The organism is Nonomuraea sp. NPDC052129 (genome assembly GCF_040680095.1).
Lineage (GTDB): Bacteria > Actinomycetota > Actinomycetes > Streptosporangiales > Streptosporangiaceae > Nonomuraea.
In genome coordinates this window covers 1-16,890 of sequence record NZ_JBFAVX010000038.1, presented here as the reverse complement: position 1 = coordinate 16,890, position 16,890 = coordinate 1, and the positions used below count along the sequence as shown (strand labels likewise).

The 16,890-nt window shown below is 64.8% G+C and carries 17 protein-coding genes and 3 pseudogenes; 10 read left to right on the top strand and 10 right to left on the bottom strand.

Annotation, left to right across the window (positions count from 1 at the left end; genetic code table 11):
• Positions 1-156: 156 nt before the first annotated feature.
• The 4 genes from AB0L53_RS49135 to AB0L53_RS49120 all read left to right on the top strand — a co-directional run bounded on the left by AB0L53_RS49135 (position 157) and on the right by AB0L53_RS49120 (position 3,733).
• Positions 157-1,056, top strand: a complete 900-nt coding sequence (locus AB0L53_RS49135) for a DUF5919 domain-containing protein (RefSeq protein WP_364010663.1) — start codon at positions 157-159, stop codon at positions 1,054-1,056.
• Positions 1,053-1,877, top strand: a complete 825-nt coding sequence (locus tag AB0L53_RS49130; RefSeq protein WP_364010660.1) for an inositol monophosphatase — start codon at positions 1,053-1,055, stop codon at positions 1,875-1,877. Before AB0L53_RS49135 ends, AB0L53_RS49130 begins: the two co-directional genes overlap by 4 nt.
• A gap of 826 nt (positions 1,878-2,703) precedes the next feature.
• A complete protein-coding gene (locus AB0L53_RS49125; RefSeq protein ID WP_364010657.1) occupies positions 2,704-3,162 on the top strand; it encodes a hypothetical protein in 459 nt (152 codons plus the stop codon).
• A gap of 205 nt (positions 3,163-3,367) precedes the next feature.
• Positions 3,368-3,733 carry a hypothetical protein gene (locus AB0L53_RS49120; RefSeq protein ID WP_358185531.1) on the top strand — a complete coding sequence of 122 codons (366 nt, stop codon included), beginning with the start codon at positions 3,368-3,370 and terminating at the stop codon, positions 3,731-3,733.
• Between the two features lie 490 nt (positions 3,734-4,223).
• Here AB0L53_RS49120 and AB0L53_RS49115 read toward each other — a convergent pair whose 3' ends face one another.
• The 6 genes from AB0L53_RS49115 to AB0L53_RS49090 all read right to left on the bottom strand — a co-directional run bounded on the left by AB0L53_RS49115 (position 4,224) and on the right by AB0L53_RS49090 (position 9,544).
• Positions 4,224-4,739, bottom strand: a complete 516-nt coding sequence (locus AB0L53_RS49115) for a GNAT family N-acetyltransferase (protein ID WP_364010654.1) — start codon at positions 4,737-4,739, stop codon at positions 4,224-4,226.
• 448 nt (positions 4,740-5,187) lie between these two features.
• Positions 5,188-6,135: an alpha/beta hydrolase gene (locus tag AB0L53_RS49110; protein WP_364010651.1), complete on the bottom strand. Its 948-nt coding sequence runs from the start codon at positions 6,133-6,135 to the stop codon at positions 5,188-5,190.
• Between the two features lie 236 nt (positions 6,136-6,371).
• Positions 6,372-6,791: a transposase gene (locus tag AB0L53_RS49105; protein ID WP_364010648.1), complete on the bottom strand. Its 420-nt coding sequence runs from the start codon at positions 6,789-6,791 to the stop codon at positions 6,372-6,374.
• A gap of 660 nt (positions 6,792-7,451) precedes the next feature.
• On the bottom strand, positions 7,452-7,892 hold the full coding sequence (locus tag AB0L53_RS49100) for a type II toxin-antitoxin system VapC family toxin (protein WP_364010646.1): 441 nt from the start codon (positions 7,890-7,892) through the stop codon (positions 7,452-7,454).
• Positions 7,885-8,097, bottom strand: coding sequence for a hypothetical protein (locus AB0L53_RS49095; RefSeq protein ID WP_364010643.1), 213 nt, complete (start codon positions 8,095-8,097; stop codon positions 7,885-7,887). The genes AB0L53_RS49100 and AB0L53_RS49095 overlap by 8 nt, the downstream gene beginning before the upstream one ends.
• A gap of 943 nt (positions 8,098-9,040) precedes the next feature.
• Positions 9,041-9,544 (bottom strand): hypothetical protein, encoded by a 504-nt coding sequence (locus AB0L53_RS49090; protein WP_364010641.1) that lies wholly within the window; start codon positions 9,542-9,544, stop codon positions 9,041-9,043.
• A 164-nt stretch (positions 9,545-9,708) separates the two neighbouring features.
• Here AB0L53_RS49090 and AB0L53_RS49085 point away from each other — a divergent pair, with 164 nt between their 5' ends.
• A complete protein-coding gene (locus tag AB0L53_RS49085; protein ID WP_364010638.1) occupies positions 9,709-9,930 on the top strand; it encodes a hypothetical protein in 222 nt (73 codons plus the stop codon).
• 497 nt (positions 9,931-10,427) lie between these two features.
• Here the strand turns inward: AB0L53_RS49085 and AB0L53_RS49080 are convergent, their stop codons facing one another.
• On the bottom strand, positions 10,428-11,330 hold the full coding sequence (locus AB0L53_RS49080) for a LysR family transcriptional regulator (RefSeq protein WP_364010635.1): 903 nt from the start codon (positions 11,328-11,330) through the stop codon (positions 10,428-10,430).
• Between the two features lie 91 nt (positions 11,331-11,421).
• On the opposite strand from AB0L53_RS49080, the pseudogene AB0L53_RS49075 reads away from it, so the two are divergent.
• Positions 11,422-12,444, top strand: a pseudogene (locus AB0L53_RS49075) (MFS transporter); the annotation flags it as partial.
• A 124-nt stretch (positions 12,445-12,568) separates the two neighbouring features.
• Here AB0L53_RS49075 and AB0L53_RS49070 read toward each other — a convergent pair.
• Positions 12,569-12,655, bottom strand: a pseudogene (locus AB0L53_RS49070) (zinc finger domain-containing protein); the annotation flags it as partial.
• 379 nt (positions 12,656-13,034) lie between these two features.
• Complete coding sequence (locus AB0L53_RS49065) at positions 13,035-13,400, bottom strand: Inorganic pyrophosphatase (protein WP_357962489.1); 366 nt, start codon at positions 13,398-13,400, stop codon at positions 13,035-13,037.
• A gap of 380 nt (positions 13,401-13,780) precedes the next feature.
• Between AB0L53_RS49065 and AB0L53_RS49060 the strand changes: the two genes are divergently transcribed.
• Entirely contained in the window at positions 13,781-14,092 is a 312-nt protein-coding gene (locus tag AB0L53_RS49060; RefSeq protein ID WP_364010632.1) for a hypothetical protein, read from the top strand.
• Positions 14,093-14,326: 234 nt separating this feature from the next.
• Here the strand turns inward: AB0L53_RS49060 and AB0L53_RS49055 are convergent, their stop codons facing one another.
• Positions 14,327-14,581: a DUF6086 family protein gene (locus AB0L53_RS49055; protein ID WP_364010629.1), complete on the bottom strand. Its 255-nt coding sequence runs from the start codon at positions 14,579-14,581 to the stop codon at positions 14,327-14,329.
• 21 nt (positions 14,582-14,602) lie between these two features.
• On the opposite strand from AB0L53_RS49055, the gene AB0L53_RS49050 reads away from it, so the two are divergent.
• The 3 genes and pseudogenes from AB0L53_RS49050 (at position 14,603) to AB0L53_RS49040 (ending at position 16,715) form a co-directional block, all read left to right on the top strand.
• Positions 14,603-14,749 carry a hypothetical protein gene (locus AB0L53_RS49050; RefSeq protein WP_364010627.1) on the top strand — a complete coding sequence of 49 codons (147 nt, stop codon included), beginning with the start codon at positions 14,603-14,605 and terminating at the stop codon, positions 14,747-14,749.
• Positions 14,749-14,907, top strand: a pseudogene (locus AB0L53_RS49045) (transposase); the annotation flags it as partial. The gene AB0L53_RS49050 and the pseudogene AB0L53_RS49045, both read left to right, overlap by 1 nt.
• A 461-nt stretch (positions 14,908-15,368) precedes the next feature.
• Positions 15,369-16,715, top strand: a complete 1,347-nt coding sequence (locus tag AB0L53_RS49040) for a sialidase family protein (RefSeq protein ID WP_364010624.1) — start codon at positions 15,369-15,371, stop codon at positions 16,713-16,715.
• Positions 16,716-16,890 lie beyond the last annotated feature (175 nt).

Below are 16,890 nucleotides of genomic sequence, written 5' to 3'. Positions count from 1 at the left end.
CCCGAGCAGGAAACACATCGCGCAGTCATGCAACGAGGATTGCCCGAGGCTCTGTCACGTCTCGATCGCTCCCAAGTACCGTCTGTGATCGACTTGTCTCTTTCCGTCTCCTCTTTGTCTCGTCCTCGCTCGTCTCTGTCGCTAACCTGGGCCCATATGGCACCCCAGCCCGAGGCGCGGATCATGACTGACCAGCCGATCCTGTTGAAGACGCTCCTGACGCAACGCCACTGGCAGACATACAGCACGTTCTGTAAGGAGTACGACAAGGCGGCCAAGAAGGTGGACCCCTCGTTGCAGGGTGGTTGGCCGAGCCGTGCGCAGCTCCACCGTTGGCTGACCGGCGAACTCAAGGGCTTGCCGTACTCCGGCCACTGCCGTGTCCTGGAGGCGATGTTCCCCGGCAGGTCGGCTCACGAACTGTTCTCCACGAACGCCGTCGAAGCGCCCACGCCGAGGACAGAGCCGGAGCCGGTCAGAAGCGCCGGCCCCGAAGCCGAGCTCTGCGCCATGCCGCAGATGGCCGATGTGACCGCTGTGTTCAGCAGCCGTTCTGCTTTCTCCTCCGCTTATCCCGCATCGACTCTGTTCGACAGCGCGAAGGAGATCAATGCGGCGGGTCTGTCGCTCAACGTGCTTTGCCAGGGCTATCCCGATCACCAGCTCAGGCGCCTGCTGGACTCCGGCACCCGGATCCGGTGCCTTTTCCTCGACCCGAAGGGTCAGGCGATTCGCGCACGCGAGGCAGAAGAGCGCTACACGGACAGCACGTTGACGACTCTTACGGCGCTCAACATCACGATGCTGACCAGGTTGCGCGACCGGCTTGACTCCGCATCGGCTCAGCGCCTTGAACTGCACGTCTACGACGAGACGATCCGGTTCAACCTCTTGATCGTGGACCGGGCGTTCTGCGTGGTGCAGCCATATCTGCCGCAGGCCCGCGGGGTCGACTCACCTACCTTGGTGATTAGAGATAACACCGCTGCTGACGGCCTGTTTCCCGTCTTCGACCAGGTGTTCAACGAGATGTGGGAACGGAGCCAACCCGTATGACCATCGACGCCCGGACCCTCCTCCCCATCGCGGAACACGCCGTGTCGATGGCCAGCGAGATCATCCGGACCAAGGCTCCCGGCATCGTCACCGCCAAGGGCGACCGGGACATGGCCACGGAGGTGGATTACGCCGTCGAACAGGCGGTACGCGAGTTCCTGTCCCGAGAGACACCTGAGATCGGATTCCTCGGCGAAGAGGAGGGCGTCAGCCACATTGGTGATGGTCTGATGTGGGCGCTCGACCCGGTGGACGGGACGGCCAACTTCCTGCACAGCATCCCACTCTGCGGCGTCTCTCTCGGCCTGGTCGACAAGGACATGCCCACGCTCGGAGTTATCGACCTGCCGCTCCTCGGCATCCGCTACATCGCCGCAGAAGGAGCAGGAGCCCAAGCCAACGGATCCGATATCCGAGTGAGTGACGCCCGCGACTTGGAGGCCGCCATCGTGGCTCTCGGCGACTATGCAGTGGGAGAGAACGCCCAGGAGCGCAACCGGCCTCGCTTCGCTCTGACTCACGAGTTGGCCGCGCGGGTTCAGCGCGTTCGGATGTTCGGTTCAGCCGCGATCGACCTGGCTTGGGTGGCGGACGGCAAGATCGACGCCAACATCATGCTGAGCAACAACCCGTGGGACACCGCCGCAGGCGTCGTCATCGCCCGCGAAGCCGGAGCCACCGTGGTCGACATCGACGGCAGCCCGCACACCATGACCGCCCACGCGACCATAGCCGCAAGCCCGAAACTGGTGGCCGACCTCGTCGAACTCATCGCTGAGGCACGCAAGGCTGCTAGATACAGCCAGCGCACTGCCGAATAGCTCTTGTAGGTATCAAGCGGCGGCGCGCCGCGCCGCCGTACGCCCCGCGTCGACGTCCCCGCGCCGCGCTGCGGCCTGGGGGCCGGTCACGGCGCGGGCGTCACGCGGGGCATCGCCGCACGGCTGCCGCGGCGCAGCCACCCAGCGCACCGACCACCGGCACGCCGCCGCTACCCACGTACAATCCGATCTAGCGCGATTACTGGCTAGTCGAGCCGCGGGCACACAACCTCTAGTTACTAAGCCAGTCCGAGGATCCACGCGACCTGTCACCCAACGACTTCGCCCTCCTTCACACCCTTGCCACTTCGCTTCCGCACCAGATATACGACTCCGGCCACCAGTTTGAGCAGGATCCCAAGCGAGAGAAACACCCACATCCCCGTCAGCCACGCATCCGGCATGGGGCCGCGAAACCCAGAGAGCCCGAACACTGCACCGGCTCCCGTCCACCCGCAGAAGACGAAAGTGCACGCAGACCCAAGCTGATACCAAACAGACCGCCGCGCATCCATGCCGCCAACCCTCCCATTTCATCGCCCAAGCAGACAGTGCCTCCGGCGGGGGCCTCCAGCTCCGGGATGATCACCGCTCCACGTACGAGCACCGTAGACGGTCGAGGTGGAAGCCGGATCATCCCGCCCGCCATCGACCCGGGACAAGCCGAGCAGACCAGGGCCACGGGGCCAAGGTCGTTCCTCCAGTTGGGGGCTCCACCTTGTCCCCGTGGCCCTGGCCCGCTTCCCCTTCGGGCGGGTCGACGGCAGACGGGATGATCAGGCGGGCCGGGTGTACGCAGGTGCGTAATCCATGCCACCCTGCGCCTATGCTCACCGTCCGCCAACTCCTCGACTACCTCGCCGGCCTGCCCGACGAAACCCCCGTCGTGGTCAACGTCAATGCCGGGGATTGGTACCTCCGCGTAGAAGATCTCAACGTGACCACTGCCCAAGACGCGACACCTGGTGGCGACCCTCTTGAAGGCGTTGAGATCGATATCTTCTGGGAACCCGGCCAGCGTGGCTGGACCGTAGACGGCCTCTCCAAAACGCTCTTCACCCTGGACGACGTAGAAGAGCTGATCAACGAATGCGATGCGTTCCGCCGAGAACTGGCAGACCTGCGAGCCGGTCTCTGCTTCTCTCTCCGCAAGTACCACAGCGAACCGGGGCCGCAAGGACTCACCGTCAGGTCCGTGCTCAGCGACCAAGAGATCTTCGCCGAGATCGAGCGACTCCGCATGATCGCTGCCGAGTCTCCTACTGAGCCCAGCTCAGAGCTTTGATCGTCGTGCCATTAGCGTGCCATTAGCCAGGGTGACGAGGGGTCAACCACGGTCACTCACGACCGGCCTCGGCCGCAGGTCAGCGCTTCTACGAGCCAAGATCCCTGCACTTCCCAAGCTGACAGCGCGGGTTCGATTCCCGTCACCCGCTCCAAGCATGAGGCTGAACTCAGAGAACCACCCTCGATCGGCCTAGCATTGATCTGTGCATAACGCCCAGGTCGACGCCGAAGGCATTTGGTCCTTCCTCGGGACGAGCCTGCGACATCTCGCGCAGTCCGCAGGTGAGCAGCTTGAGTGGATCGGACCGGCGAGCATCGATGAACTGGCGCTCGACTTCGACGCGGTCTATCCCGCCGCATGGCCGTGCCGGGACGCGGGATGGATCTCCGAGGAACTCGACAGCACACTCGGCTATATAGACCGAAAGTTGATGAGCCTCACTGACGACGGTCCTTTAGCATGGACTCAAGAGGCCCTGCGCTCCCACCCTCACTGGGAAGAGATCAGAGGACTCGCTTCCCACGCTCTCGCCCACATGCCAGTGGAGCCGTGGAACAACTCACGTTGATCATGGGAATCATGGACTCTCTCCATCCAAGGCGTGCCCGTTGCGTGCCCGTTCCCCCGGTGGTCAGCGGGGAGTCACGGGAACTCACGGTCACTCGACCGGCATATGCCCAGGTCGGCGTTTCCCCTGCTCAGAGGACATGATCCTGAAAGACTTCCCAAGCTGACAGCGCGGGTTCGATTCCCGTCACCCGCTCCAACACTCCAACGGCATCGCCTTCGCCGATCGAGCGCTTCGCGCGATCAGTTCAGCCTGTGTCTATTGGGGCTGCGCCCCAAACCCCGGCGAGAGGCTGCAGCCCCTCGCGCTCCCGGCCGCTGAGACGCCTGGATAGCGATACACCGTTGACCCACTAGGCACGTAGAGCGAGGCCGTTGGCCGCTTCCTTGACGGGTGAGATGACAGCGGCGGGACGATCCGGCCCAGGGGAGCTGTTGGTAGACGTCCAAAAGCGCAGGCCAGGTGCCGTACCTGTAAACGGGATCTTTGTTCAGAGCTTCGTGGAGTAGATCCGTTGCCGGGCGCCGTTGTAAGTGGCCATCCTTTCGAGTATCAGCCCGATCTTCTCGGCCACTCGTTGTGACGGCACGTTGGCTGGATTGATGATCGCGATCAGGTAGTCGATGTTGAAGGCGTCCCGTGCGTAGTCTCGGCATGCGAAAGCGGCCTCGGTGGCGTATCCCTGCCCCTGGAAGTCGGTGCGTACGAGGTATCCGACTTCGGTGAAGGTCTCGCCCTCGATGTTCTGGCGGGTCAGGCCGCAGTTGCCGAGAAACTCGCCGGTGTCACGGCGAGCGATCAGCCAGAGCCCGTAGCCGTGCTCTGCATAGCTGCGCTGACTGTTCTCGATCCACCAGCGTGCGTCCTCACGGGTACCGACGCGGGGGTAATAGCGCATTACCTCGGGATCGCCCAGCAGAGCGGCCATGTCGTCGAGGTCGTCTAGGGTCATCTCGCGGAAGGTCAGCCGTGCCGCGGGGGCCGGAGGTCGTCGTTCCGAGGTCACGCGGTGCCCCTTCTGGAGGTGATCACGGTAACCATTGGATCGTATGAAGCACCGTCTCCGGTTGCCACTCCTGGCCGCCAAGAATCACGGACGACTAGGAATGGCGTCCGTTCACTCGTGCCCGTTGCGTGCCCGTTCGAAGAGCGATCAACATGAACTCAGTGAAACTCACGGCCACTCGACCGCCATACGCCCAAGGTCCCGCCATCACCAGCCAACCCGCCTGACCTGATTTTCGACAGGGTTCCGAGGTTTGACGATCGACGGATACTCCTGCCGGCTCACTCGCTCTACTGATCAGGTCGCCGGCGAAATAGCCGGCCCATCGTTATGGGACGTTACAGATCAGTAGGGATCGCTGCCTGCTCAACAACGATCCCACCATCGGCGGCCAGAGCATGCGAATTCCTTTGATCTCGGCCTCCGTACATGCCCCAACGAGCTACCGTCAGCGGACTCCTGTCCGCTTCGGCCTGTCGCCGTCGGCGCGCAGAAAAGCGATCAGTTCGGGGTTGACGAGAGCAGGCGCGTCCTCGTGGAGGACATGCCCCAGGCCGGGGAACATGCGGAGCGTAGACGCCGGAATTCTCCGACGCAGCAGATCGGCCTGCTCGGGGGAGACGAACGTGTCTCTGTCGCCCCAGAGGATCAGCGTGGGAGCGCGGATATCGCCCAGTTTCCGATCGACGAGCGACAGATCGAGCTTGCGGACCTGCTTCCACATCGCCTTGCGGTTGGATCGCCGACTCAGCGGCGCCCAGTACTCATCGACGACTCGGGAGGTCATCCGTTCGCCTCTCGCGTAGGCGCCCGACAGGCCGGAGGCGAAAGTGGATCGGCCCATCAGCTTGGTCATCGCCTCACCGATAACCGGCACGCGCATCAGTTCGAGATTGAAGTTGACCTGCACGTTCAGCCCCGGGGGCGCCATCAGGATGAGCTTGTCCACGCGTTCAGGCCGGGTCTCAGCGAGATACAGCGCCACGGAACCGTTGAGTGAATGGGCGAGGATGGACGCCCGCGGCACGCCGACCGCGTCCATGAACGAGGAGAGGGCATCGGCCATCGCCTGCACGTTGTGGCTGAAGTCCTCGTCATGGACACTCGTGTATCCGTATCCAGGTGGGTCGACCGCGTACACGGTGTGATCGTTGGCGAGAGCGGGGATGGTGTCGCGATAGGTGTAGCTCCACAGCGTGCCGCCGGGAAGCAGCACAACGGGCGAGCCGTCCCCGGTCTTGGTGTAGTGGAAACGGGCCACGGGCGTGTCGACGAAGTGCGAATCCACCGACCAGGATGAGTGGAAACCCCGTTCCTCGGGGGGCTGCCACACGTAAGCCACTGTCAGGATCGCCGCGACCACACAGGCCAGAAGCGCGGCGACCCCCGTCAGCACTCGCCGCCGCCGGGTCGTCTCCGGCTGTTTCGGAAGGTTCTCATCGTTAGTGAGCATGGCTCGCCTCCTTCTTTGTACTGTTCGGAGAGAGGACGGGCATATTGGACGCCATGTGACGGTCGGCGTGTGTGTCGTCAATCACACGTTCAGCGAGGAAGGCCATAAGACGATGAGTCCGAGCGGCCGGAGGATGCGGTGATTGCTGAGCCGGTGGCGCTCTTCAAACGGTGCGGCAGTCAGACGACGAGGACGAGGCAATGGCCAGGGGTCACTGGGGCCTCCTGCTGGAGTGCTCCGTCGGCGACCAGCTCAGACGCTTGATCGCCTGACCAGGGCGTGCCATTGACCACGCAACTCGGCCCCGACGGCAACCGCATGTGGACTGCAATACGACAAGGCCCTGCACATCCTGTGCGCAGCTGGCGAGCTCGCCCCAGAGGAGGCCCCGGGGCGGGCAGCAGCCGGTCGCGGTGACCGTTGCGCTGGGTGGTGCGCTCTGGGCTGCGCTGATACGGGGCGGCGCCGATGACGGTGGTGGCTTCGGCCTCGATGAGTTCCTGCAGCATGCGTTGCAGGGCACGGCGGACCATCACGACGCTGTCGGCCGCGCGTAGTGACTCCAGCAGTTCGGTTAAGTCAGACTGGGACAGAGCCATCGTGAGCGTGTCCTTCCGGGAAGAATGAGCGCTTCCCTTCGACCGTCACACGATGGCTCACCTTCTGCCAGACTCTGGGGCGCTCCACCTTGTCCCCGTGGCCCCGGCGCGCTTCCCCTTCGGGCGGGACGACGGCAGACGGGAAGATCAGGCCAGAGGGGTGCGGCAAGCTCGCTTACGCTCTGAGTTGTGGAGTACGAGACTTGGTTCTGGGGCAACGTACGCGTCGTGCCTAAGGATCCCGATGTTCCCATCAAGGATTACTCCAACCTTAGGCTGGTTCAGGACGGCCCACCTGTTGCCCATGCAGTTGCTCCTGGCAGCAACAGGCCTGATTGTGGAGCTGACCGAGTGCTCCCCTATGGGTTCCCCTGGATCAGCCCAATTCCCGATCACTGGGAGCGTTGCCCAGAGTGCGTGCGATGGCACCCTGTCTAGACGTGTCGAACCAGTTCCCTGCATTGCTACCGTGCCATTAGCGTGCCATTAAGAGGGGTGAACGAGGGGTCAACCACGGTCACTCACGACCGGCCTCAGGTCCAGGTCAACGCCCCTACGAGGCAAGATCGCTGCGATTCCCAAGCTGACAGCGCGGGTTCGATTCCCGTCACCCGCTCCAGCGTTCGTGTAACAGTGTTCAGTCCCACCGCTCAGCGGTGATCACTGAGGGCTTGCGTCTTTAAGGAGTTCGGTCTCGACGACGCCGTCAAGCGCCCGGTGGAGTTTTGCGTCGGTGGTCAGCAGCGGAATCTCTCGATCGAGAGCAAGCTGTGCGAAGACAGCGTCATACATGCGCAACGTCAACCGCACCGCCAGGGCGGCGGCCCGCTCCAACCGGTCGGCGTCCACGGGATAGACCCGGACACCGAGCTCGTCAATGATCCGAACGGCCGCAATGAACTCATCTGCGGACAGCCGACCCGCGAGCAGACCCTTCTTTCGCAGCACTCCGGCAACCTCAATCCGCGCGAAGTCCGCTGTCTCCAGCTTTACCCGGTCGTGCAGGAAGTCATCCCGGATCTGGCGGGCGTGCTCGTAGCCAGGTTGATCGACGAACCACCGTAGGAACACACCGGTGTCCACGACGTACGCGTCAGCCACGTGCGCCTTCCCGGAGACGGTCCAGTTCCTCGTCGACATCCGTCACACCGCGCATCCGCTCCTGAACCCGCTCCATAATGGCCAGCGCTCGCTCACGCCGACCAGCCGTCTCAAGGTCCTCGCGGACAAGTGCGAGAACCTGCTGGACACGGTCATCCGGAAGCCGATCGACCAGAGCATGCAACTCTTCACGCATCGCGCTCATGCTCGCAGTCTATGCCTCGCCAGGCTCGCCTCCCTGGCCATTTGTGTAGGGCGAGGCAGACCGGTGGCGTGCCCGTTGTGTGCCCGTTCGCAGAGCGATCTACGGAGGCTCAGGGGGACTCACGGTCACTTGACCGGCATATGCCCATGTCAGTGTTTCCCCAGCTCAGCCCGTGTGATCTTGAAAGACTTCCCAAGCTGACAGCGCGGGTTCGATTCCCGTCACCCGCTCCATTTGTCCGGACGCTTGTAGGTGCGCTGATCAGGACCTGTGACCTCTTCGGGCAGCAACGAGGCTTTCAATACGCCATCATCCAGGTCATGCCTGGTGAGGACCCCCCGCATCAGGGTCTCGATCTACCCGGATAGTCGGGCCCGGGTCGAGTACTTCCAGGCCAAGAGCAAAACGCACGCCTTCATCAACATCGCCTACGGCGCCGCGAACGTGAGCATCGGCACGACGAACAACACTGAGATCACTTATCACCGCACACGGATCGACGAACTGGAGCTGACGGCCGATTACCTGGCCAAGCAGGAGGAGGAGAAGGAGCTCATCCGCGCACAGCGCGAGCAGCAGCGAGAAAAGGAGCCCGCACGCCGCGAGTTCGAGCGGGAGAAGGCGCGCCTGCGCAAGGAGGAGGCGCACTACCGGTCTGCACTGGCCAAGCTGCTGAAGAACGGCGCCGCGTCCGTGGAGAGCGTGAACGAGTTGAAGGCCAAGCTGGAGGGGATCGGTGCGGCGGTCGCCTACGTGGAGGCTCGCGAAGCGAACATCAGGGCTGGGTACGCGTGCCGTACCGGGCCCTCTGCCGCCCGCCGCTCGGGCATACGGGCTGAGGGCCGGTCCCGGCCGGCGGCGACCCGGGCCGTACCCGCGCCGTCCCCAACGCACTCACCGACCCCAGCGGCGCACCGCCACATCAGGGCGAGACTTTCCATTCCTACTCGACCCCCGGGCCCTGCGAGGAGTGACGCGAGACCAGCTCGCCGATCGGCCCCGTACGCCAATCAGAGGCGTAGACGCCTACCTGAATCCGTCGATCGGCACCGATCGTGTGAACCTTCGGGGGAACTGTTTTGCGCCGACGGCCTCTCACATCCACCGGCTCCACGGCACCGACGCTGAAGGTCATCACGTCCACCGGATACAGGCCACCAATGCGTTTGGGCTGTACATCAACGAAGTCCGACCAGTTCACCGCAACCTTGAAGGTATCTCTCTGAGCGATCATTCCCTCCTCGGTCACCGTCAGACTTCGGCGCCGCACCTTCATCACAATGAAAAGCAGATACACCACGCTCGCGGCCACGGTAACGCCTGCCGTCAAATTCGCGGGCAAGCCAAGGGCGATGGCCAAGACGCAATAGACGACGGCGATCACGATGGCACCGACTCCACCAGAGAAAAAGGCGAGCGACCAACGTGGACGGTAAATGATCTGCATGGGCAAAACTGTACCGGTCCAGCCACAATCGTCACTCCATAAACCATCGCCCCTGGCGGGCGCCCCGGCTCCGGCTCCGGGATGATCAGGGACGGAGCGTGCGGCATGAGGCCACGTGCTCTCTATGCTGCGCCACGGCAACGCGATCAGAGAAAGGCCAAGGCTTGTCCGAGCGGATCACCTACATCATGCAGCACTTCTCCCAGTCCACCCCGAAGGGATCAGGACAGGGAGAGGCGCCTGCGCTCCTTCGCAGGGTTGCCGGCAGCATCAAGGAGCGGGGCAACGTCGAGGTCCATGACGTGATCATGCACAACGAGACCACCGAAGGTGGGGATTGGCCGCGCCTCACCGTGTACTTCGACTACGTGACCGACCACGCCTGACCTGGAACTCGGCTTCTGATCGTCGGGCCATTTGCGGGCCATTAGCCAGGGTGACGAGGGGTCAATCACGGTCACTCATGACCGGCCCAACGCCCAGCTCAGCCGCTCTACGAGCCGTGATCCATGCAGTTCCCAAGCTGACAGCGCGGGTTCGATTCCCGTCACCCGCTCTCATAGGAAAGCCCAGGTAGGGGCTCGTGTCGGGGCTGTCGAAGCTCTGAACTACTTGGCCGCAGATCGGCGCGCCCCCTCAGGCGACTTTTCAGGTTCGGTCGCCGAGTGTAGCTACGAGATCCAAGTGCCCCCCGATCGCGGCGATGTACTCTCGCACGACGTCGATGCCGGATACTTCGCCGTGTTCAATCTTGGAGACGCGAGCTTGGCTGACTCCCAAGGTGTTGGCGAGTTCAGCCTAGGTGACACCGGCGGCCTGGCGGATCTCGGCGAGCTGAAATCCGCGGACGTACGCTTCGCGGTACTTTGTTTCCCGTTATGGCTTATGCCACCAGGGCCGCTGTCCCGAGCGCGTGCCCGACAGCCGCTTCGTTGAACGCACGGATCGCCGCAGTCTCCGCCGCCTTCACCCAAGCCAGGCCGAGGATCGAGGGAGGCAACCCCGCGACGGGAACGAAGCGGACGTCCGGGCGCCCGTGGTGAGCCGCCGTCGGAGTGCAGAACAACATGCCCCCCCGGTTGAGCGCCACCTGGGTCAGGCCCTCCTGGCTGGTGGCCACCGTACCGGCCAGGGGAATGGGCCGGCCGGAAGGAGTTACGGACGGTGTCACACGCTCGCGCCATGCGCGCGGAGCCGGGCCGTCCAGGCCGATCAGGGACAGGTCGGCCAGCTCCTCCGCGCCGATACTCGCACGGGCGGCCAACGGGTGGCGCGAGGAGAGGCCGAGCTGGTACGAGACCCGGTTCAGCCCTTCGCTCGTAGTCAGATCGGGCTCGTCCACCGGGAGCAGCGTGAACGCGATGTCCACCTGCCCGACTCGCAACTTGCCAAAAGGGTCGGAGAGCGGGATCTCCACCAGCTCGACCTCGCACCCCGGGTGCTGGCGCTCGAAGGCGCGCACGCTGCCGATGACGACGTCCGTGGGGGTGGCGAAAAAGCCGAGCCTGATCACGCCTGTCACTTCGCGGGCGGCCGCCTTGGCCCGGCTGACCGCGTTCGCGAGGCCGTCGTAGGAGGGGCGCAGATCAGCCAGGAAACGTTCGCCCAGGGGCGTGAGGCGCACGCGCCTGCTGGTCCGGTGGAAGAGCCGGCCACCGAGCCTGGTCTCCAGCGAGCGCATGAGCTGGCTCACCCGGCCAGGTGACAGGTAGAGGCGCTCGGCCGTACGCGCGAAGTGCAGCTCCTCACTGAGCACGACGAAGCACTCCAGCTCCCTGAATTCCATCCCCACCTCCATCTGACCGCTTAGTCCACCTAAACCAAGCCTTCGGCTTCCGCCATTGTTCCCGCTGGTGACCGGCAGAAAGCTGGCATGCATGACCATGACTGATGTTTCTGCCGCCACCCGGGCGCGCTGGCTCGCCGTGTTTTCGGTCGCGGTGGGCACCTTCACCATCGTGACCAGCGAGATGCTGCCCGTTGGCCTGCTGACCTCGATCGCCGCCACACTCGGCGTCTCCGACGGGACGGCCGGGCTGATGATGTCGGCGCCCGGACTGGTCGCCGCCGTCTCCGCGCCCGTGCTGGCGATCACCACCCGACGGCTCGACCGGCGCGTCACGCTACTGGGGCTGATGGCACTGCTGGCGGTGGCCAATCTCGCGGGCGCGTTCGCGCCGAACTACCCCGTCATGCTGGCCGCCCGGGTGCTGACCGGGGTAAGCATCGGCGGGTTCTGGGCCTTCGCGGCCGGACTCGGTCTGCGACTGGTGCCCGAAGGGGCCGTCGGGCGAGCCACGTCGATCATCTTGGCCGGGGTGTCGGTGGCGTCGGTGCTGGGGGTGCCCGTGGCGACGTTCATCTCGTCGTTCGCGGGGTGGCGGACCGCGTTCATCGCCATGGGGGTGCTGGCCCTGGCCCTACTCGCGCTGCTGGCTACCACCCTGCCGCCCCTACCCGGCGATCCCCGAGCCCGCGCGTCCGAGCCGTCGCCCCACGAGGCCCCGGCTCGCGCGTCGGAAGGGCGGCTCGTGTGGCTCTCCGGCCCGCTCAAGATCGTCCTTGTCCTGACCGTCTTGATCGTGTCCGGCCACTTCGCGGCCTACACCTACGTCCGGCCGTTCCTGGAGCAGGTCTCGCACGCCGGTCCCGCCCTCGTCAGCGCCGCCCTCCTCCTGTACGGCGCCGCGGGCGTGGCCGGCAACTTCGCGGCTGGCGCATGGGCGGCCAGGAACCCCAAGCCGGTCCTGGTCACGCTGGCAGTGCTCATGGCACTCTCCACGGCGGCGCTGCCCCTGATCGGCCTGCCCCTGATCGTGCTCGTGGTGTGGGGCCTGGGCTACGGCGGCGTAGGAGTGACCCTGCAGCTCTGGATCATGCGGTCGGGCGGCGGCGAAATGGGCACGGCGCTCTTCGTCGGCGCCTTCAACGTCTCCATCGCGCTCGGCTCATTCGTCGGCGGCCGGGTCGTGGATGGAGTGTCGATATCCGCGGTGATGTGGGTGGGAGCGGCGCTCGCCGTGGTCAGCGCGGCCGCCGCTGGCATCTCGGGCAGGGGTAGGACGACCGCTCCATGAAAGGAACGCGCCTGATCGGGGTGCCGCAGCGGGAGTAGCGCAGGTCGTGCCCACTGATCAGGTACAGCACGACGATCGCCATGTTGTGGCCGGGCGGGTAGCCAGTCCAGCCGGTGGGCGTCCGGCTTCGGAGGGGCGACGTGCGGGCTGACGCGGCCCATGATGATTGCCATTACGCGGCGCTCCTCGAGCACTCAAAGCAAGCGACCTTCGGCGGAGTGACAGCCGCACCCTCGATACGGTGTTCACTGTCGGCGCGGCTCTTACGCAACCACCGCCGGCCCTTCGCGCGGCATGCCCGGCACCTCTGAGTCCGAGTGAGCATGCCGAGATCTTGGCCCCGCAGCGTCCGCCAGGCGTGCCCGCTGTGTGCCCGTTCGGACGGCGATCAACGGGGAGTCGTGGGAACTCGCTCAGCTCGGCCGGTGGATCATTACGGCTGCTTGAGGCTGAGGGGCGTAGAAGCCCTCCACCAGCGCGATCTCATCCGACGAGCAGCACCACAAAAACTTGACCTCTGCGTTCCGCTTGAGCAGATCCACCGTGCAGGCCACGGCCGACACGGTCCGCACCGGAGACGAGCCGACCCACACATCGATACCCTCGCCATCCCCGCCTTGGGTCCCCGACAAGAAGCCATAATCCAGCGGGTAGATGAAGCTCGACACCTTGGGATGCGGCGTGCCCGCAGGACGATCAATCACAATCTCGGCGTCACCCACGAGGGAGTCGGCCTGCTCCCATAGAGAAAGCCGTGCCCATGCGTCAAAGTCTGGCATGGGCAGACCCTAGCCTCCGGCGGGGGCGCTCCGGCTCCGGGATGCTCGCCGCGCGGACCGGGAAACCGTATAGGCCTGAGGCGGGCGGGGAGTTCGCGTCGCGCAAGAAACACCAGGTCGGGGCCTGATCGTCGGGCCATTAAGAGGGTGACGAGGGTCAGCCACGGTCACTCACGACCGGCCCTCTGCCCAGCTTGGCGCCCCCACAAGCCAGATCGCTGCAGTTCTCAAGCTGACAGCGCGGGTTCGATTCCCGTCACTTGCTCTCATCTGTGAAAGCCCCGGGTAGGCCGACGGATTCGGTACTTGGGCTTTGATCATGCAGTGGGTTGTTGATCTCCCCGTGCCATTAAGCGTCCTATGAGTGCGATTATGGCCGCGTGGTTGATGTGACCTTGGATGAGTCCGATGATTCCGGGGCCGTGGTGAAGCTCCAGACCGAAGCCTGGGAGCTTAACATCTGGGCGCCCCTGGCGGATTTGATGCGCCTCCGCGGGATCAAGGAGGCAGATTGGGATGCACGCCGCTCACTTCCAATCGGGATCTGTGCTGACGCGCACGTGTTCTGGGTGGCAAACGAGGAGCAAGCGACGATACTCATCGGCCAGGACGACGAGACATGGGACATTGCGGTCACGGTGCCGCTCGAAACCGTCGACCAGATCGCACGCCTCGCCGAGAAGCACATGTGATGCATTGGTGATCACCTGACAGGAGCGAGTAGGTCGGGCAGTCCCCGGAGCCTCAGCGCGGCATTGCCCGAGCATGCTGCGCGGAAAGTGCCGCCCATCGCTCAACATCACGTATGTGATCACCTTGCGGACATGCGGAATGCTCGCCTACCTGCACATCTCTCCAGCCGCCATCGCTGGCATCATGCAGGGGAAGTATTGCTCCGCCACGCTCGACGAGCACGAGGGCCGTCGTTATGAGCCCTCCATGATTGAATGCAGGATCGCATGGTTCGAACGCTCGAAGCGCTCGATGAGAGCACCCACGAAGGCAGCCAGGTCGACCTCACATTCGTCGCTCTCCATGGGGCCGAGTCCCGTCGGCAAGCCGGTCTCGAGTGCAAATGCCTCTGCTAATCGCATGAATAGGCCAGCGACTCCGTTCGAGGGGTTCCAGGGGACTTGATCGCCAACCTGGAAATACTGGCTCGTGTACTCCTCGCGTTCCATCGTGCCCGGTGTTCCTCGGCTGTGACCAAACTGAAGCAGCTCACCACCCGGCGCAAACTCGCCGCGCAACTCCAAGCCCTGCCGGCCACCACTGCCCGCCGCGTCGCGCTGGCGCAGATCACCCTCATCGACTCGCTCAGCTGGTTAAGGCCCGCCTTCCACGTCTGATGGCGATCGTCGGCGTGAACGTGGTGACCGCCGCCGAACTGCTCGGAGGGGGCGGCGATATCACCCGCTTCCGCAGCTCGGCTGCCTTCGCCCGGCACAACGGAACCGCCCCGATCTCTGTCTGGAGCGGAAACGACGACCGCCACCGGCTCAACCGGGACTCTTGGTCAACTGGGTCGCTGGGGAGGAAGTTCTCGCTTGGGGCCGGATGCTGCTGGGAGACGATCCGGGGCTTGCCGTCGACGCGGGCGGACTCGACCGAACAGTAGGAGGTCTGCCCGTCCTGGCGTTTGCCTTCGGTCGACAGACTCTTGTAGGTGCTACAAGGCCGCGGGGGGCGAGAGTTCGGTTCGGACACTCCCCTTGACTATGCGTACGGCCAACGGGGCAGACAAAACTGATCTTGAGACAGTAATCTGCCCTCGCATCGTTTGCCCACTCCTGGGGCCATCCCCGGCGAGGCGGTCGACGTCCTCTGTAGACGCCCCATCGACGAAGATGAGGAAGGCTCGTGATTCGACGCTCCAGGGTTTTATTACCCGCAGCGGCCATCCTGATCGCCTGCGTTGTTGCGCAGCCCGCTTCCGCGCAAGGTACCGCATCCGCCGGACCTGCCATCGTGCGGCCGGTCTCGGGCAGCAGCCCCCTGCCCGCAGGCTGCGGACTACCTCCGGCTGACGGCTACACGCTGAACCCCAACACCGAAGTCCTGCCCATGCTGGCGCGGGACCCGAACCGTCCGTGGCACCTCGTCACGGTGTTCCAGCAGGACCGCTGGAACCGGTACGGCAGCAACGGCGCGGTTACCGCCGTATCGGACGACTACGGCAAGACCTGGCAGCGGTCCGAGAACCTGCCTGCTTTCTCTCGGTGTAACGGCGGCACGACCGCCAACGGCGGAGACTACGACGTCACGACCGACAACTGGGTCACGGTCACACCATCGGGTGCGGCGGTGGCCGCGTCGTTCTCGCTGTCGCGCACCGGCGACGTGACCGCCATTCTGGTGTCCCGGTCCGCTGACGGCGGCCGGCGCTGGGATGCCCCGGTAACCCTGCAACGGGACGACAACCCGCGCTACTTCAACGACCGCCCGTCGGTGACCGCGGACCCGTACCACCCGGGCGTGGTCTACGCGGTCTGGGACCGCATCGACAGCACGGACGCGAGCTGGGTGCAGCCGATCTATCTGGCGAAGTCGACCGACGACGGGCGCACCTGGACCACGAAGAAGGTGTACGACGTACCCGCCAACAGCGGCGTCATCGGCACACAACTGGTGCCGCTCGCCGATGGGACGCTGCTGATCGGCATGCACCACGAGACGGACACCGATGGTGCCACCCAGGTCATCCGCTCGACCGACGGCGGCCAGACCTGGTCGGCGCCGACGTTGAACGTCCCGGCCCCGCTCGCGGTGGGCCCCCGCATCCCGGACCCGGATAACTCGGGCGACCCGGTACGCAACGCCTCCCTGCCGCTGCTGGCCGCCCAGCCGGGCACCCAGGTGGTCAACGCCGTCTGGCAGAGCCAGGACTCCGACGGCACCTTCCACGTGGCCTACTCGCGGTCGACGGACGGCGGAAAGACTTGGTCCAGCCCGGTCCGCGTGGACAAGACGCCCACCGGTTCCGCCGCCGTACCAGTCATTGCCGCATCCCGTACGGGCACTGTGGCGGTCACCTACTACGACTTCCGCAACAACACGCCCGACCCCGCCACCCTGCCGACCGACGTGTGGGCCGTCACCTGCGCCGACGACTGCACGCAGCCCGGGGCGTGGCGCGAGCAGCACATCGAAGGGCCGTTCGACGCGCGGAAGGTTCCGGCGACAAGCGTCGGGCGCCTGGTCGGGGACTACACCGGCCTGGTCTCGGTTGGCGAAGCCTTCACAGCCGTGTATGGCGTGGCCACCGGCGACGCCGCCAACCCTGTGGACATTCACAGCGCGATTTTCTCTAGCTGAGCGGTTTGCGCCACCGGCGGGGTTCGGTCAGACCGAACCCCGCCCCCTCTTACGGCAGCGCCGACCTGGCGCCTGGGGCTTGATTTCAGGGGTGAGAGCTGGCTCCACCTACCGGCGAGTTTTGGCCCCATTTAGCGATCTTGGGGGTCTTGATCACGGGTGAGTTTTGGCCCCA

Bases quoted from the DNA above. Each gene is read 5' to 3' on its own strand.
- AB0L53_RS49135 (WP_364010663.1), top strand. From the start codon at position 157: ATGGCACCCCAGCCCGAGGCGCGGATCATGACTGACCAGCCGATCCTG.
- AB0L53_RS49130 (WP_364010660.1), top strand. From the start codon at position 1,053: ATGACCATCGACGCCCGGACCCTCCTCCCCATCGCGGAACACGCCGTG.
- AB0L53_RS49125 (WP_364010657.1), top strand. From the start codon at position 2,704: ATGCTCACCGTCCGCCAACTCCTCGACTACCTCGCCGGCCTGCCCGAC.
- AB0L53_RS49105 (WP_364010648.1), bottom strand. From the start codon at position 6,791: ATGGCTCTGTCCCAGTCTGACTTAACCGAACTGCTGGAGTCACTACGC.
- AB0L53_RS49095 (WP_364010643.1), bottom strand. From the start codon at position 8,097: ATGAGCGCGATGCGTGAAGAGTTGCATGCTCTGGTCGATCGGCTTCCG.
- AB0L53_RS49090 (WP_364010641.1), bottom strand. From the start codon at position 9,544: ATGCAGATCATTTACCGTCCACGTTGGTCGCTCGCCTTTTTCTCTGGT.
- AB0L53_RS49080 (WP_364010635.1), bottom strand. From the start codon at position 11,330: ATGGAATTCAGGGAGCTGGAGTGCTTCGTCGTGCTCAGTGAGGAGCTG.
- AB0L53_RS49065 (WP_357962489.1), bottom strand. From the start codon at position 13,400: ATGCCAGACTTTGACGCATGGGCACGGCTTTCTCTATGGGAGCAGGCC.
- AB0L53_RS49055 (WP_364010629.1), bottom strand. From the start codon at position 14,581: ATGGAACGCGAGGAGTACACGAGCCAGTATTTCCAGGTTGGCGATCAA.